The 15,714-nt window shown below is 60.5% G+C and carries 11 protein-coding genes; 6 read left to right on the top strand and 5 right to left on the bottom strand.

Going from position 1 to position 15,714, the window contains the following annotated elements:
- Positions 1-116: 116 nt before the first annotated feature.
- The 5 genes from gltX to DOU54_RS23300 form a co-directional block, all read right to left on the bottom strand.
- Entirely contained in the window at positions 117-1,574 is a 1,458-nt protein-coding gene (gltX, locus tag DOU54_RS23320; protein WP_113731859.1) for a glutamate--tRNA ligase, read from the bottom strand.
- Between the two features lie 213 nt (positions 1,575-1,787).
- On the bottom strand, positions 1,788-3,560 hold the full coding sequence (locus tag DOU54_RS23315; RefSeq protein ID WP_072493046.1) for an SLC13 family permease: 1,773 nt from the start codon (positions 3,558-3,560) through the stop codon (positions 1,788-1,790).
- A 243-nt stretch (positions 3,561-3,803) separates the two neighbouring features.
- A complete protein-coding gene (locus DOU54_RS23310; protein ID WP_107339551.1) occupies positions 3,804-4,091 on the bottom strand; it encodes a GIY-YIG nuclease family protein in 288 nt (95 codons plus the stop codon).
- Between the two features lie 178 nt (positions 4,092-4,269).
- The gene (locus tag DOU54_RS23305; RefSeq protein WP_072493045.1) at positions 4,270-5,028 is read right to left on the bottom strand and encodes a TerC family protein; all 759 of its coding nucleotides are present in this window, start codon (positions 5,026-5,028) and stop codon (positions 4,270-4,272) included.
- 193 nt (positions 5,029-5,221) lie between these two features.
- Positions 5,222-5,908 (bottom strand): TetR/AcrR family transcriptional regulator, encoded by a 687-nt coding sequence (locus DOU54_RS23300; RefSeq protein ID WP_113731858.1) that lies wholly within the window; start codon positions 5,906-5,908, stop codon positions 5,222-5,224.
- 163 nt (positions 5,909-6,071) lie between these two features.
- Here DOU54_RS23300 and DOU54_RS23295 point away from each other — a divergent pair, with 163 nt between their 5' ends.
- The 6 genes from DOU54_RS23295 (at position 6,072) to DOU54_RS23260 (ending at position 15,458) form a co-directional block, all read left to right on the top strand.
- Positions 6,072-7,283 carry an HlyD family secretion protein gene (locus tag DOU54_RS23295; RefSeq protein WP_004445212.1) on the top strand — a complete coding sequence of 404 codons (1,212 nt, stop codon included), beginning with the start codon at positions 6,072-6,074 and terminating at the stop codon, positions 7,281-7,283.
- Between the two features lie 34 nt (positions 7,284-7,317).
- Positions 7,318-8,901 (top strand): DHA2 family efflux MFS transporter permease subunit, encoded by a 1,584-nt coding sequence (locus DOU54_RS23290; RefSeq protein ID WP_113731857.1) that lies wholly within the window; start codon positions 7,318-7,320, stop codon positions 8,899-8,901.
- 339 nt (positions 8,902-9,240) lie between these two features.
- Positions 9,241-10,263: a LacI family DNA-binding transcriptional regulator gene (locus DOU54_RS23285; RefSeq protein WP_004445210.1), complete on the top strand. Its 1,023-nt coding sequence runs from the start codon at positions 9,241-9,243 to the stop codon at positions 10,261-10,263.
- Positions 10,264-10,366: 103 nt separating this feature from the next.
- Positions 10,367-11,821, top strand: a complete 1,455-nt coding sequence (xylB, locus tag DOU54_RS23280; protein WP_113731856.1) for a xylulokinase — start codon at positions 10,367-10,369, stop codon at positions 11,819-11,821.
- 241 nt (positions 11,822-12,062) lie between these two features.
- Positions 12,063-13,373, top strand: coding sequence for a xylose isomerase (xylA, locus tag DOU54_RS23270; RefSeq protein ID WP_004445208.1), 1,311 nt, complete (start codon positions 12,063-12,065; stop codon positions 13,371-13,373).
- A gap of 705 nt (positions 13,374-14,078) precedes the next feature.
- On the top strand, positions 14,079-15,458 hold the full coding sequence (locus DOU54_RS23260; RefSeq protein WP_113732085.1) for a GH1 family beta-glucosidase: 1,380 nt from the start codon (positions 14,079-14,081) through the stop codon (positions 15,456-15,458).
- Positions 15,459-15,714 lie beyond the last annotated feature (256 nt).

Below are 15,714 nucleotides of genomic sequence, written 5' to 3'. Positions count from 1 at the left end.
TCAGCCGCTTGTCGATCTCCCCCCTTGAGGGGGAGATGCCCGGCAGGGCAGAGGGGGGTGAGCCCCAGGCAAAGGGCGTATTCTAAAATGCTGCCGTCACCGCCAGCACGTCATCATCAGCTTCCGCTGCCAACCATCGTGGCCACAACGGCGATCGCAGCCTTCAGGCGCTGGCGCACCACGGAGCGGCCAAGCAGCGCCATCGAGTCAAACAGCGGCAGCGAGCGCGACGATCCGGACATGGCGACAAAAAGCGGCGGCGTGACGACACGCAGCTTCTTGCCGGTGCGTTCGGCCACATCGCGCAACTCCGCCTCGATGGCTTCCACGTTCCAGTCGGGCATCTTTTCGAGGTCTGCCGCAACCGTGGTGAGGATTTCGTGGATTTCTTCCGGCTTGCTCTTCAGCCCGGCAAAGGAGGCGGGCGTCAGGCCGGCATCGCTTGCGAGCAGGAAGCCGGCAAGGTTCGGCAGCTCGCCGAGTTTGGAAACGCGGCTCTGCGCAAGCTTCAGGCCCTCGGTCAGGCGGGAATTCTCCATCGCCCATTCCAGTGTGCGGGCAATGAACTCTTCCGGCGAAAGCTTTTCGCGCAGCCAGCGGCCGTTCAGCCAATCGAGCTTGTGAATGTCGAAAATGGCGCCGGCCTTGGACAGCGCTTCCGGGTCGAACTTCGCGGCGAGCTCGTCCATGGTCAGAAGTTCTTCACCCTCTGCGATCTGGATGAAGAACAGGCCGAGGAAGTTCATCAACGCTTCCGGCAGGTAGCCGAGCGCGGAATAATAGGAGATCGAGGTCGGGTTCTTGCGCTTGGAAAGCTTCGACTTGTCGGCGTTGCGCATCAAAGAAAGATGCATGAACACCGGCTCCTGCCAGCCGAAATAACGGTAAAGCAGGATGTGCTTGGGCACAGACGCCAGCCATTCTTCCCCGCGCGCCACATGGCTGATCTTCATCAGATGGTCGTCGATGACGTTGGCCATGTGATAGGTCGGCATGCCGTCGGCCTTGATCAGCACCTGCATGTCGACGGAATCCCACGGGATCGAGACATCGCCATAAACGCCGTCATGGAAATCGCACGAGCCTTCGGTCGGGATTTTCATGCGCACGACGTTGGCTTCACCGGCGGCAACGCGCGCGGTTACTTCCTCGGCCTTCAGGTTGAGGCAGTGTCCGTCATATTTCGGCGGCTTGCCGGCGGCGCGCTGGGCCTCGCGCATTTGCTCCAGCTGCTCGGGCGTGCAGAAACAGCGGAAGGCATGGCCCTTTTCCAGCAGCTCTTCGGCATAGGGCCAGTACATCGCCTTGCGCTCTGACTGGCGGTAGGGACCGTAAGGGCCGCCGACATCGGGGCCTTCCGACCAGGTAAGGCCGGTCCAGCGCAGGGCTTCCAGCACCTTCTGCTCATATTCGAGGGTCGAGCGGGTGGCGTCGGTATCCTCGATGCGCAGGATGAACTCGCCGCCGTGTTTCTTGGCGAAGAGATAGTTGAACAGCGCGATATAAGCGGTGCCGACATGCGGCTCGCCGGTGGGGGAAGGTGCGATGCGGACGCGAACGCCGGAAGTGGTCATGAATTTCACTCGTCGTGACGTGGCGGTGACATCGGGGCGGTTCCACCCTGATACCACGGAGTTTTCGTTTGGATGCGGCAGGACATCATGTCGAAAGGCGAAAGGAAAGTGCCTTTTTCATATTCCCGTTCGGCTTGGGCTTAGGCCATATTCTGCCGCAGGCGTCAAGGAAATATGGAGTCTCCAGAGGTCGGCCGGTCCTGCCGGCTGGCTTCAGTTGACCGGCCAGACGTAAAGCAGCATGGGAATGCTGGCAATGACGATCATGATCGACAGCGGCAGGCCAAGCCGCGGGTAGTCGCTGAAACGATAACCGCCGGGACCCATGACCAGCGTATTGCACTGGTGCCCGATGGGGGTGAGGAAATCGCAGCCCGCGCCGATCGCCACCGCCATCAGGAAGGCCTCCGGCCGGAAACCCAGCGTGGTGGCAAAACCCGCTGCAATCGGCGCCATGACCAGCACCGTTGCGGCATTGTTGAGAAAGGGCGTAACCGCCATGGCGGTGAGCAGGATCATGCCGAGCGCGGCAAAGGGCGGCAGGCCCTGAGCCGCGCTGCCGAGCCAGGCGGCGATCAACTCGCTGGCGCCGCTGGTGCGAAGCGAGTCGCTGACGGGAATGAGGGCGGCGAGCATGACGAGGATCGGGCCATCGACGGATTTGTAGACTTCGGTCAGCGGAATGGCGCCGACGACGATCATCATGAAGGCGGCTGCGAAAAAGGCGACCGAGACCGGGACCAGACCGCTGCCGGCCGCGATCATGGCGGCGGCGAGTACGATGACCGGCAAAAGCGCGCGGCGCTGTACGCCGAGCAGAATCTCCCGCTGCGCCAGCGGCAGCAGCGAAAATTCCTGCAGCACCTGCGGCAGGTTCTTGCGGCTGCCCTGTAAAAGGATGACGTCACCCGCCTGCAATGTCAGTTCCGAGAGCCGCTGGCTGACACGCTGGCCGCGCCGGCTCACCGCGATCAGGTTGACGCCACGCGTATAGGACAGCGCGAGTTCCCGCGCCGAAATGCCGTTCAGAACGGATTCGTTGCTGATGACGGCCTCCATGGAAATGAGATCGGCGGTTTTCTGGCCGTTCTCCATCAGGGGCTTGCCGGAAAGCAGCAACTTTGCCTGGGAGACGATGCGGTCGAGCCCTTCCGGGCTGCCTTCGAGCAGAACCGTGTCTCCGGCCTTCAGCGTCACGTCGGGAAAGGGGGAAATGCGCCGCGGTCCGCGCAGGATGGTGCTGGCGATGACATCGCCATCGGCCTGCTTGAGAAGTTCGCGCAGCGGCTTGTCCGCAAAGGTATTGTCTGCAGGCAGCGTCGCTTCGGCGGTATAGGCGGACTGGTCGAGAATATCCTCGACAGAGGCCTTTTCCCGGTTGCGCACCGGCAGCAACCGATAACCGAAGGTCAGGAAGATGATGCCGATGACGGTGAGGCCAGCCCCAACGGGCGTGAAATCGAACATCGAGAAGCTCTCACCGGTCATCTCCTCACGCAGGCGCGAGACGACGATGTTCGGCGACGTGCCAATCTGCGTCATCAGCCCGCCCAGCAAGGCGGCAAACGCCATTGGCATCAGGTAATAGGAAACCGGGCTTCCGGATTTGCGGGCGAACTGGAACGCGACAGGCATCATGATGGCGAGTGCGCCAATGTTCTTGATGAAGGCCGACATGACGGCGACGACGATCATCAGGAAGGCGAGCTGCAGGCCTTTTGAATGCATCTCGGGGAAATATTTCTTGATCGTCATGTCGACGATGCCTGAACGCGCCACCGCCGAACTGACAACCAGCGCGCTGCCGACGATGATGACGATATCATCCGAAAAGCCGGAAAATGCCTTGTCGAAAGGCACGACGCCGAGTGCTACAGCCACCAGCAGCGCGCTGCAGGCGACGACGTCATAACGAAACCTGTCCCAGATGAAGGCCACCATCATGCCGGCGATGACGGTGAAGGCGAGGATCTGGTCTGTCGTCATGCTGGCTTATGCTTTCGAAGGAGAGGCGGCGGAAGTCGCACCTATCGATGAGGATATCGAAGAACGCAAGCCGGGGTGAGGCGGTTCCTGGCGTGAACTGAGGATTCACGCCCCTCCGTCATGCCGGACTTGATCCGGCATCCAGCCAGCCCAAGTCTTTGGGCTGAAAGGACTCTCTCCAACGCGCAGACGCGCGTCGGCTGGATGCCGGATCAAGTCCGGCATGACGGAGGTGAGGTTTCGTTAGAGAAGATAATGAGCGATATCGTCCCATTCCGGATTGAGATCTTCAATCAACTTGATCTTCCAAGCGCGTGGCCAGTTTTTTATGTTCTTTTCTCTAGCAATCGCGTCGGTGGCGAGATCGTATGTCTCGAACCAAACGAGAGTCTTGACGCCATAACGGGTTGTGAAACCGGGTGTCAGATTGTTCTGATGCTCATATAGTCGCTGAGAAAGATTGCTGGTAACGCCAGTATAGAGCGTTCCGTTTCTTTTCGATGCAAGAATATAAACGTAACCTTGGCGCATGAGAAAAGCATGCGCAGCGCCAACTATTTTGGCAATAGGCAGAAATCATTTCCGTCATACCGGACTTGATCCGGTATCCAGCCAGCCCAAGTCCTTGGGCTGAAGGGACTCTTTACGATGCGCAGACGCGCATCGGCTGGATGCCGGATCAAGTCCGGCACGACGGAAGGAAGTGCGGTCAATGCACCTCTTCCGCACCCGCCTTCTTCCTGCGCCTTGCATTGCGCGCCAGCATGTTGAGCAGTTCCACCAGTGCCGAGAACGCCATGGCGGCATAGACGTAGCCCTTGGGAACATGGAAGCCCATGCCTTCGGCGATCAGTGTCGTGCCGATCATCATCAGGAAGGCGAGCGCCAGCATGACGATGGTGGGGTTGCGCTCGATGAAATTGGCGAGCGGCGTTGCGGCCAGCAGCATGACTGTCACGGCCACGATGACGGCGACGATCATGATCGGCAGGTGAGGGGTCATGCCGACGGCGGTGATGATGCTGTCCACCGAGAAGACGAGGTCGAGCAGCAGGATCTGGCCGATGGCGGCGCCGAAATTCATGCCCACAGGGCCGCCCACCAGGTCTTCCTTGTGGTCTTCCGGGTCGACATTGTGGTGAATTTCCTTGGTCGCCTTCCAGACGAGGAAGAGACCGCCGGCGATGAGGATCATGTCCTTCCACGAGAATGGGTGGCCGAAGGCTTCGAAGACCGGTGTGGTGAGCTGCACGATCCAGGCGACGGTACCAAGCAGGCCAAGGCGCATGACGAGCGCGAGGCCTATACCGATCTTGCGGGCTTTTTCGCGCTGTTCAGGCGGCAGCTTGTTGGTGAGAATGGAGATGAAGATCAGGTTGTCGATGCCAAGCACGACCTCCATGACGATCAGTGTGACGAGCGCCACCCAGGCGGCGGGGTCCGACAGAAGAGGGAGAATGGACTCCATCAGGTATGTTTTCCTTTCAGCAACAAGGCCAGCCGATATATTCGGTGGGTGGAATTTATAGCGCAATACGCGAGAAACAAGGAGATAGCTCCTGTGTTTGGCAAGATTTCATCGAAATTTCGCGCAAACCGCGTATCGGACGCCATTGCCTTGCCGGCCCGATGCCGGTCAGGCCGTCCCTTGCTGAATGGTCTCAGGCCTTGTCTGTTCCGTAAGCCGCCATGAATACGTTGATGGCGCTGCTGATAACCCGGTCCAGTTCCTCGTCGGGAACCGGGCCTTCCAGTTCGCCGAACAGCCGCAGCTTGAAGAAGGTGCCGGTGGAAAGCTCGATATATTGCCGGGCGGCCAGTTCAGGATCGTCCACTTTCAGATGGCCGATCTCGACCTGATGTTGGATGAAATCCAGGAGCACGGTGCGTACGTTGTTCGGAGCCGACATGAAAAAGCGCTGCGCCAGTTTTGGCATGCGATCGATGACGCCGAGCACCGAACGCATGGCGGGGATCATGTCCGAACAGATCATCTTGTTGGCAAAGGCCTTGCCGAACTGCTCCAGCCCCTCGCGCACCTCCTCGGTGCCCTCAAGGATATGGCGCATGGAGGTGGCGAATTCGTTGCGATGGTGGTCGACGAGCGCAACGAACAGATCCTCCTTGTTGGAGAAATAGACGTAGATCGTGCCCTTGGAAACGCCCGCTTCACGCGTGATGTCGTTCATGCTGGCCGCATCGAAGCCCTTGCGCTTGAACACACGCCAGGCACCTGCCAGAATCTGCTCGCGTTTGGCCGGGTCTTCGCCCGCCGCAAAACGCCCGGCGGCATTGCCCGGACAGCCCGTTTCCGTTTCCGTCTCCATATCCCTGTCTTCACCTGCCATCGCTACCGCCCTCATAGCATCACAACGGCGTAAAAAAAATTAACCGAACGTCGAACCAATCGGTTCGATAACACTTGATATGTGTCAGGAAAGAGATTATGTCAATCGAACCGAACGGTTCAGTTCGAAAAACTTTCTTCAATCTATCACGGTAAGCTCTCTCATGTCGGCCCAGAAGAATAATGCGGTTCGCGCCGTCAACGATGCGGAAGAGGCGGATATCTCCGCCAAGGCCGAGACCTCTCCCGCAAAGCCGGCGGAGGCGCCTTCCCAGCAGCCGCAGGCAGCGCCGGCACCAAAGCAGAAGAAGCGCTCGAAGCTTCTGCCTGTCATTGCCATTGCACTGCTGGCCGGTGCTGGCTGGTACGGTTACAACTGGTGGATCGATGGTCGCTTCCTGGTGTCGACGGACGACGCCTATATCGAAGGTGACATCGCGGTCATTGCGCCGAAGGTTTCCGGTTACGTCGCCAGGGTGAACGTGGTCGAGAACCAGGAAGTCAAGGCGGGCGACCCGCTGGTGACGCTTGACGACGGCGATTATCGTATCGCGCTTGACCAGGCCGAAGCGCAGATCCGCACCGAGGAACTGTCTCTGAAGCGTATCGATGCGCAGATCATCGGCGGCGAAGCGGCGCTCGAGCAGGCCGTTGCCCAGAAGGGCGCGCTGGATGCAGCCCTTCGTGGTGCGGAAATCACCCAGAAGCGCGCAAGCCAGCTGCAGGCAAAGGATGTCGGCACGGTTGCCGCGTCCGATAATGCGCAGGTCGCGCTCGATCAGGCCAAGGCGAATGTCGTCGCCGGCGATGCCGCCATCGCCTCGGCCAAGGCCAATGTGGAGCTCCTGCGCGCCCAGCGTCAGGAGGCGGAAAGCACCATCCGTTCGCTGCAGCTGTCCCGCGACAAGGCGGCCCGCGATCTGTCCTTCACGGTTCTGAAGGCGCCTTATGACGGCGTTATCGGCAATCTCGCGGTACAGAATGGCGATCTGGTGTCTGTCGGCAAGCGTCTGGCTTCGCTGGTGCCGATGAACGAGCTTTATATCGACGCCAATTTCAAGGAAACGCAGCTCGCCCGCGTCGTACCCGGTTCGAAGGTGCGCGTGCATGTCGACGCCTTTGACGACGCGACGATCGAAGGCACGGTCCAGTCGATCTCGCCGGGTTCCGGCTCGGTCTTCTCGATGCTGCCGCCGGAAAATGCGACGGGCAATTTCACCAAGGTCATCCAGCGCGTGCCGGTTCGGATCGTCTTCTCCAAGGAAGACCTCGAAAAGCATAATCTGCGCGCGGGCCTCAGCGTTGTTGTCGATGTCGATACCCGCACGGCGCCGGAAACCACCAGAACGGCGCAAGCTAATCCGCAGGCCAAGTAAGGCGCGTCTTTGACGCGCCGTTGAGGGCAAGATCATGGCGGCTACGGTTGTCGGTACGGGCGGGGCGTCCATCCCCGCCGATCCTCCGATGGACAGGCGCAGGCTCATCGCATTCTTCGCGATGGTCTTCGGCATGTTCATGTCCATTCTCGACATTCAGATCGTGTCCGCCTCGCTTGCGGAAATCCAGGCCGGCCTCGGCGCCGGCTCGGATGAGATCGCCTGGGTGCAGACGTCCTATCTGATCGCGGAAGTCATTATGATCCCGCTGTCGGGCACGCTGGCGCGCATCCTCTCCACGCGCGTGCTCTTCGCCACCTGTGCTGCGGGCTTCACCATCTCGAGCGCGCTCTGCGCCACTGCCACCAATATCGACCAGATGATCGTTTACCGCGCGATCCAGGGCTTTATCGGCGGCGGCATGATCCCGTCGGTCTTTGCGGCCGCCTTCACCATCTTCCCGCCGTCCAAACGCTCGGTCGTCTCACCGATCATCGGTCTCGTCGCCACGCTCGCGCCCACCATCGGCCCGACGGTCGGCGGTTATCTTTCCAACGCCTTTTCCTGGCACTGGCTGTTCCTCGTCAACATCATCCCCGGCATCATCGTCACCATCCTGACATGGAGCCTGATCGATTTCGACAAGCCGGAAAAGTCACTGTGGAAGAAGTTCGACTGGTGGGGGCTGATCTCCATGGCCGTCTTCCTCGGCTCGCTGGAATATGTGCTGGAAGAGGGTAACAACAAGGACTGGTTCAACGACGAGCACATCGTCATGGGAGCGGTCGCCATGGTTATCGGCGCGGTCGTCTTTTTCTGGCGCGCCTTTAAGGTGGAGTTCCCCGTGGTTGATATCCGCGCCTTTGCGGACCGCAACTTCTCCATCGGCTCGCTGTTCTCCTTCGTCATGGGCATCGGGCTTTACGGGTTGACCTATCTCTACCCGCTCTATCTCGGCCGGGTGAGGGGATATGACGCGCTGATGATTGGCGAGACCATGTTCGTGTCCGGCCTTGCGATGTTCTTCACCGCGCCGATTGCCGGCAAGGTCTCCACCAAGCTCGATCCGCGGGCGATGATGGCCATCGGCTTCATCAGCTTCGGCTGCGGCACCTGGATCATGACGCATGTGACGACCGACTGGGATTTCTACGAGCTGCTGATCCCGCAGATCCTGCGCGGTTTCGGCCTGATGATGTGCATGGTGCCGATCAACAACATCGCGCTCGGCACCCTGCCGCCCGCCCGCATCCGCAACGCCTCCGGCCTGTTCAACCTCACGCGTAACCTCGGCGGCGCCGTTGGTCTTGCCGTCATCAACACAATGCTGTCGCAGCGCACGGACGACCATTATGTGCGTCTGGCCGAACATATCAGCTATTCCAACCCCAAGGCGCTGGAATGGCTGAACAGTGTCGGCGCCAACTATGATTCCTACGGGCTGGACGGCGCATCCGTCGCGGTCAAGAAAATGGTTGGCATGGTCTCGCAGCAGGCATGGATTCTAGCCTTCGCCGATGTGTTCTTCGCGCTGACGCTGCTGTTTTCCAGCCTGATCTTCATGACGATCCTGATCCAGAAACCCAAGGCAGCGCCGCCACCAGACGCGGCGCACTGATAACAATCCCCTCCCATCCACCGCAGAGCTGGGGCCGTCGGAAATGACGGCCCCTTTTTTGTTTTGGATATGGAGCGAGCGTGGGCGGCAATTTTCTTCTCCCCGCCGGGGAGAAGTCCGCGGCAGCGGGATGAGGGGGCAAGCACTCGGTCTACCGCTGACGTTTCCCCTCATCCGACCCTTCGGACCACCTTCTCCCCCTCGGGGAGAAGAAACACGCGGCAACGCGGGCGAAAGAACACCGACGGATCGCCGTCTTTCATCGAAATATGAGGTACGTACATCATTTTTCGATTTACGGCGGCCGCAAAGCTGGATATGCAGGAGGCGGGAGGAGCCATGAAGCCGACAGTTCACGATATCGCCGAGCGGGCGGGCGTCAGCCTCGCCACCATAGACCGGGTGCTAAACATGCGTCCCGGCGTGCATGCCGCAACGCGGGCGCGGGTGGAAGCGGCCATTGCCGAACTGGGTTACGTGCGTGACATCGCCGCCGCCAATCTGGCCAAGGGGCGCAATTACTCGATGATCTTCATCCTGCCCGGCAACGACAATTCCTTCATGGCGACGCTGCGCGCCGAGGTACGGGCTGCGGCCAGCCGCTCGCATCTGGAGCGGACGGCGATCCGCGTCATCGAGGTGCCGCCGTTTAATGCTGCGGCTCTGACCGAGGCTCTGGAAGTTGCGCGCCGGGAAAAACCATCCGGGGTGGCCTTCGTCGCCACCGATTCCGAGGATGTGGCGGAGGCCGCCGACCGGCTGGCGGAAGACGGCATCGCCACGGTGACGCTGGTGTCGGACCTCTCGGGTTCGAGGCGTGATCATTATGCAGGTGTGGACAACGTCGCCGCCGGCCGAACGGCGGCGAGCCTGATGGGACGTTTTCTTTCCGGACGTAGCGGCGATGTCGCCGTTGTGGCCGGCTCCATGCTGGTGCGCGACCATCGCGAGCGTCTGGAAGGGTTTCGCGCCGTCATCGAGGCAGAGTTTCCCCAGGCGCGGCTGCTGCCGGTGCTGGAGGGCAGGGACGATCCGCTGACCGTCGAGGCGCTGGTGCGCGGGGCGCTCGGCAATGCAACCCTCGCCGGCATTTACAGTCTCGGTGCCGGTAATCGAGGTCTCATCCGCGCGCTTGGAGCGGTAGATGACGAAAGACCGCTTTCGGTCATCGCCCATGAGCTCACCGAAACCACCGCCAATGCGCTGCGGCAAGGGCTGCTGGATGCCGTGCTCAACCAGGACGCGGGTCATGAGGTGCGCAGCGCCATCCGCGTCCTGAAGGCGCGCGCCGATGGCCTTCCCGTCATCGCCGCGCAGGAACGTATTCGTATCGACATCTTCCTCAGGGACAATCTTCCCTGAAGAAACTCTTCCGAAGGAAAAGTGGCCGCCGGTTTTCCCTCTGGCGGCGGCTTTAAAAAACCGCATGAACTTTGGCGCATGGCGCGCCGGAATGGAGAAATACATGTATCTCGGTCTCGATCTTGGCACTTCAGGCGTCAAAGCCCTGCTGATGGACGGCGATCAGAAAATCATCGGCTCGGCCAACGGCTCGCTGGATGTCTCGCGCCCGCATCATGGCTGGTCTGAACAGGACCCGGCGGACTGGATTGCCGCGACGAAAACCGCAGTGGCCGGCCTGAAGCAGAAATTTCCGAAAGAGCTTGCCGCGGTGAAGGGCATCGGCCTTTCCGGCCAGATGCACGGCGCCACACTTGTCGATGCCGATGGCAAGGTGCTGCGCCCCTGCATTCTCTGGAATGACACCCGCTCCCATGCCGAAGCAGCCGCACTCGACGCTGATCCGCGCTTCCGCAAGATAACCGGCAATATCGTCTTCCCCGGCTTCACCGCGCCGAAGCTCGCCTGGGTGGCAAAGAACGAACCTGAAGTCTTCGCAAAAGTCGCCAAGGTATTGCTGCCGAAGGATTATCTGCGGCTGTGGCTGACCGGTGAATATATCTCGGAAATGTCCGATTCCGCCGGCACCTCCTGGCTCGATACCGGCGCGCGCAAATGGTCATCCGAACTTCTCGCCGTCACCGGGCTCAATGAAAAACACATGCCGTCTCTGGTGGAAGGCACGGATGAGGCGGGCGTTCTGCGCGCCGAGCTTGCCTCCGAATGGGGCATTTCCGGCCGGGCCGTGGTTGCCGGCGGAGCGGGCGACAATGCCGCCTCGGCCTGCGGCATGGGCACGGTGAAGGAAGGTCATGCCTTCGTGTCGCTCGGAACCTCTGGCGTGCTTTTTGCCGCCAATGCCTCTTATCTGCCGAAGCCGGAAAGCGCAGTTCATGCTTTCTGCCACGCGTTGCCCAATACCTGGCACCAGATGGGCGTCATTCTCTCCGCCACGGATGCACTGAACTGGTATTCGCGGCTGACAGGCCAATCTGCCGCCGATCTGACCGGCGAACTCGGCGACACGCTGCTTGCACCGACTGGCGTCACTTTCGCTCCCTACCTTTCCGGCGAGCGCACACCGCACAATGATGCTGCCATCCGCGGCTCCTTCATCGGCCTTTCGCATGAGAGCGACCGCAAGGCGCTGACGCAGGCCGTGCTTGAGGGCGTGACCTTCGCGATCAGAGACAATCTCGAAGCCCTGAAATCCGCCGGCACCTCGATCTCTCGTGTCACCGCCATCGGCGGCGGCTCGCGTTCGGCCTATTGGCTGGCGTCGATTGCTACGTCGCTTGTTGTGCCAGTGGATATTCCCGCCGAGGGCGATTTCGGTGCGGCCTTCGGTGCCGCGCGTCTCGGCCTGATTGCCGCGACCGGAGCTGATCCGGTGGCGGTGTGCTCGCAGCCGGAGACGGCGCGGACGATTGAGCCGGTGGCTGATCTGGCCGATGCCTATGAGGAGGCTTACCGGCGGTATCACGCGGTTTATCCGGCCATTCGGGCGCTATCGCATTGAGGTGTTGAGGGTGCGGCTTCACTCCCCTCTGCCCTGCCGGGCATCTCCCCCTCAAGGGGGGAGATCGGCAAGCGGCGGACACTTCGCTTCATCTTCAGCCTCGCAAGAGGTGGACACCTAACCACGAGTAGATCTCCCCCCTTGAGGGGGAGATGTCCGGCAGGACAGAGGGGGTGAGCGGCAAACGCCAACCCTGAAATTTCAGAACACCATCTAGACCCACCAAGGAGGAACCCACCCAATGAGCACAGGCTTCTTCGGCGATATCGCCAAGATCAAATATGAAGGCCCCGACAGCACCAACCCGCTGGCCTTCCGCCACTACAACCCTGATGAAATCGTCGCGGGCAAGCGCATGGAAGACCATCTGCGTTTTGCGGTGGCCTACTGGCACACCTTCACCTGGCCGGGCGGTGACCCCTTTGGCGGCCAGACGTTCGAGCGTCCATGGTTTGAAGACAGCATGCAGGCCGCGAAACTGAAGGCCGACGTGGCGTTCGAATTCTTTTCGCTGCTGGGTTCGCCGTTCTACTGCTTCCACGATGCCGACGTACGGCCGGAAGGCAAGAACTTCGCGGAAAACACCAAGAACCTCAACGAGATCGTCGATTATTTCGCGCAGAAGCAGGCCGATACCGGCGTGAAGCTCCTTTGGGGCACGGCCAACCTCTTCTCCAACCGCCGCTTCATGTCGGGTGCCGCGACCAATCCCGATCCTGACGTCTTCGCTTTCTCCGCCGCAACGGTGAAGACCTGCATGGACGCCACCAAGAAGCTCGGCGGCGCGAACTACGTTCTGTGGGGCGGCCGCGAAGGTTACGAAACCCTGCTCAACACCGATCTGTCGCGCGAGCTCGACCAGCTTGGCCGCTTCCTCAATCTGGTGGTGGAATACAAATACAAGATCGGTTTTGAAGGCACGATCCTGATCGAGCCGAAGCCGCAGGAGCCGACCAAGCACCAGTACGACTATGACGTCGCTACCGTTTATGCCTTCCTGCAGAAGAACGGTCTCGACAAGGAAGTGAAGGTCAATATCGAGCAGGGCCACGCCATTCTCGCCGGCCACTCCTTCGAGCACGAGCTTGCCATGGCCAACGCGTTCGGCATTTTCGGCTCCATCGACATGAACCGCAACGATTACCAGTCCGGCTGGGATACGGACCAGTTCCCCAACAACGTGCCGGAAATGGCGCTCGCCTATTACCATGTTCTCGCCGGCGGCGGCTTCAAGAATGGCGGTACCAACTTCGATTCCAAGCTGCGTCGCCAGTCGCTCGATCCGCAGGACCTGCTGATCGGCCATATCGGTGGCATGGATTGCTGCGCCCGTGGCCTCAAGGCGGCGGCGAAGATGATCGAGGACGGTGCACTTTCGAAGCCGCTCAAGGAGCGCTACGCCAAGTGGGATTCGCCGGAAGCCCAGAAGATGCTGCGCGGCGAGCTGAAGCTCGACGAGATCGCGGCATTGGTCGAGCGCGAGGATATCAACCCCGAGCCTAAGTCTGGCCGCCAGGAATATCTCGAAAACGTGGTCAATCGTTACGTTTGACGTGATGGAGGGGGTGACGGCAACGTTGCCCCCTCATCGCCTCGCTGCGCTCCGGCACTTCGCCCCGGCGGGGAGAAGAACAAGCTTCACGCTCCTTGCCAAACGCGGCGGGCTCGGCACATTTCTTCTCTCCGCCGGGGGAGCCCAAAGGGCCGGATGAGGGGCCCGCTCTCAGTTCTGCTCCAGAAGAAGCGGACAACTCTGCGCCACCCCTCCATCCTTTTCAGTCACTTCCGAAAAAATTCTTCCTCTCCCATCCCCATTGCCTCCGTTGGCTGCATCATTCCTCCCGCAACCGGAACGGAAGGGCGATACGCGCGGCGCCTTTTGCGAACCGGTTGCCGGCATCGACAAGCATGGTTCTGGTAGACCGTGTTTCGGAGAGGCGTCCCGCACGGCCAGAGGCGGGAAGGGCTGATCGGATAGATGTCGTGAAAAGGCTGTAAGCGAGAGGCCGTGATTATGGTCTCCATAATGCGGCCCGGTGCATGCAAATACTTCCACCACTACCCATTTCACACGCATTCACCGGGCCTGCCTCCCATGCCGCCGCTACGCGCTGCGGTGACGTTTGCGCATGTAAAGCGCTTTGGGCCTGTTCACCGCGCATCCTGAAACGTTGTAGATTCCGCCGAGCCCGACTGTACCTCGCAGGCGACATGGTCTAAACCGCTGCTGATCTTTTCACATCCGATGGACTCTCCGATGACCGATCCCAAAACGCTCGCAGCCCGTTTCCCCGGCGATTTCCTGTTTGGCGTCGCAACTGCCTCGTTCCAGATCGAAGGTTCCACCAAGGCGGATGGCCGCAAGCCCTCCATCTGGGATGCCTTCTGCAATATGCCGGGCCATGTCTTTGGGCGTCACAATGGCGATATCGCCTGCGATCATTACAATCGCTGGGAGGAAGACCTCGATCTCATCAAGGAGATGGGGGTGGAGGCCTATCGTTTCTCGATCGCCTGGCCGCGCATCATTCCCGATGGTTTCGGGCCGATCAATGAGAAGGGTCTGGATTTTTACGACCGCCTCGTTGATGGCTGCAAGGCACGCGGGATCAAGACCTATGCGACGCTGTACCATTGGGATCTGCCGCTGACCCTGATGGGGGATGGCGGCTGGGCTTCCCGCTCCACGGCACATGCCTTCCAGCGTTACGCCAAGACCGTCATGGCCCGCCTCGGCGACCGGCTGGATTCAGTCGCGACCTTCAACGAGCCTTGGTGCGCGGTGTGGCTCAGCCATCTCTATGGCATCCACGCGCCGGGCGAGCGCAACATGGAGGCCGCGCTTGCCGCCATGCACCATATCAACCTCGCCCATGGTTTCGGCGTGGAAGCTTCCCGCCATGTCGCGCCGAAAGTGCCGGTGGGGCTGGTATTGAACGCCCATTCCGTCATTCCCGCTTCCGATGGCGAGGCTGATCTGAAGGCGGCCGAGCGGGCCTTCCAGTTCCACAATGGCGCGTTCTTTGACCCGGTCTTCAAAGGCGAATATCCCGCCGAGATGATGGAGGCGCTGGGTGATCGTATGCCCGTCGTGGAGGCGGAAGACCTCGGCATCATCAGCCAGAAGCTCGACTGGTGGGGCCTGAATTATTACACGCCGATGCGCGTTGCCGACGACGCGACACCGGGCGCGGAATTCCCCGCGACTATGCCCGCACCGGCGGTCAGCGATGTGAAGACCGATATCGGCTGGGAGGTTTACGCTCCGGCGCTGAAGTCGTTGGTTGAGACGCTCTACAGGCGTTACGATCTGCCGGAGTGCTACATCACCGAAAACGGCGCCTGCTATAATATGGGCGTCGAAAACGGCGAGGTGAATGACCAGCCGCGTCTCGATTATTACGCCGAACACCTCGGCATCGTCGCCGATCTCATCCGTGACGGTTACCCGATGCGCGGTTATTTCGCCTGGAGCCTGATGGATAATTTCGAATGGGCCGAGGGTTACCGCATGCGTTTCGGGCTCGTGCATGTGGATTATGAGACCCAGGTGCGGACGGTGAAGAATAGCGGCAAGTGGTACAGCGCGCTGGCTTCGGGTTTCCCGAAGGGGAACCATGGGGTTGCCAAGGGGTGAGGTTTTTTCCCCTCATCCCTGTGCTTGTCACAGGGATCTAGCCAGCCCAAGTCCTTGGGCTGAGGGCAGTCTCTCCGCCACGCGGACGCGTGTGGGCTAAATTCCTGTGACAAGCACAGGAATGAGGGTGGGGAGGCCGGCTGATGCGTAAAATTCAACGTCGACTCCTGACGGGCGAGAGCACGAAGCCTGTCCGCAATAAAGTTCTCTCCCCTTATTATCAGTTTTCCAAACTTTTTTGTCGGTTACCCCACGG

This window comes from Agrobacterium sp. MS2, from assembly GCF_003261015.1.
Lineage (GTDB): Bacteria > Pseudomonadota > Alphaproteobacteria > Rhizobiales > Rhizobiaceae > Agrobacterium > Agrobacterium pusense.
This window is presented reverse-complemented; position numbering and strand designations above follow the sequence as displayed.

Bases quoted from the DNA above. Each gene is read 5' to 3' on its own strand.
- DOU54_RS23295 (WP_004445212.1), top strand. From the start codon at position 6,072: ATGTCGGCCCAGAAGAATAATGCGGTTCGCGCCGTCAACGATGCGGAA.
- DOU54_RS23305 (WP_072493045.1), bottom strand. From the start codon at position 5,028: ATGGAGTCCATTCTCCCTCTTCTGTCGGACCCCGCCGCCTGGGTGGCG.
- DOU54_RS23310 (WP_107339551.1), bottom strand. From the start codon at position 4,091: ATGCGCCAAGGTTACGTTTATATTCTTGCATCGAAAAGAAACGGAACG.
- DOU54_RS23260 (WP_113732085.1), top strand. From the start codon at position 14,079: ATGACCGATCCCAAAACGCTCGCAGCCCGTTTCCCCGGCGATTTCCTG.
- DOU54_RS23300 (WP_113731858.1), bottom strand. From the start codon at position 5,908: ATGGCAGGTGAAGACAGGGATATGGAGACGGAAACGGAAACGGGCTGT.
- DOU54_RS23315 (WP_072493046.1), bottom strand. From the start codon at position 3,560: ATGACGACAGACCAGATCCTCGCCTTCACCGTCATCGCCGGCATGATG.
- xylA (WP_004445208.1), top strand. From the start codon at position 12,063: ATGAGCACAGGCTTCTTCGGCGATATCGCCAAGATCAAATATGAAGGC.
- DOU54_RS23290 (WP_113731857.1), top strand. From the start codon at position 7,318: ATGGCGGCTACGGTTGTCGGTACGGGCGGGGCGTCCATCCCCGCCGAT.
- DOU54_RS23285 (WP_004445210.1), top strand. From the start codon at position 9,241: ATGAAGCCGACAGTTCACGATATCGCCGAGCGGGCGGGCGTCAGCCTC.
- xylB (WP_113731856.1), top strand. From the start codon at position 10,367: ATGTATCTCGGTCTCGATCTTGGCACTTCAGGCGTCAAAGCCCTGCTG.
- gltX (WP_113731859.1), bottom strand. From the start codon at position 1,574: ATGACCACTTCCGGCGTTCGCGTCCGCATCGCACCTTCCCCCACCGGC.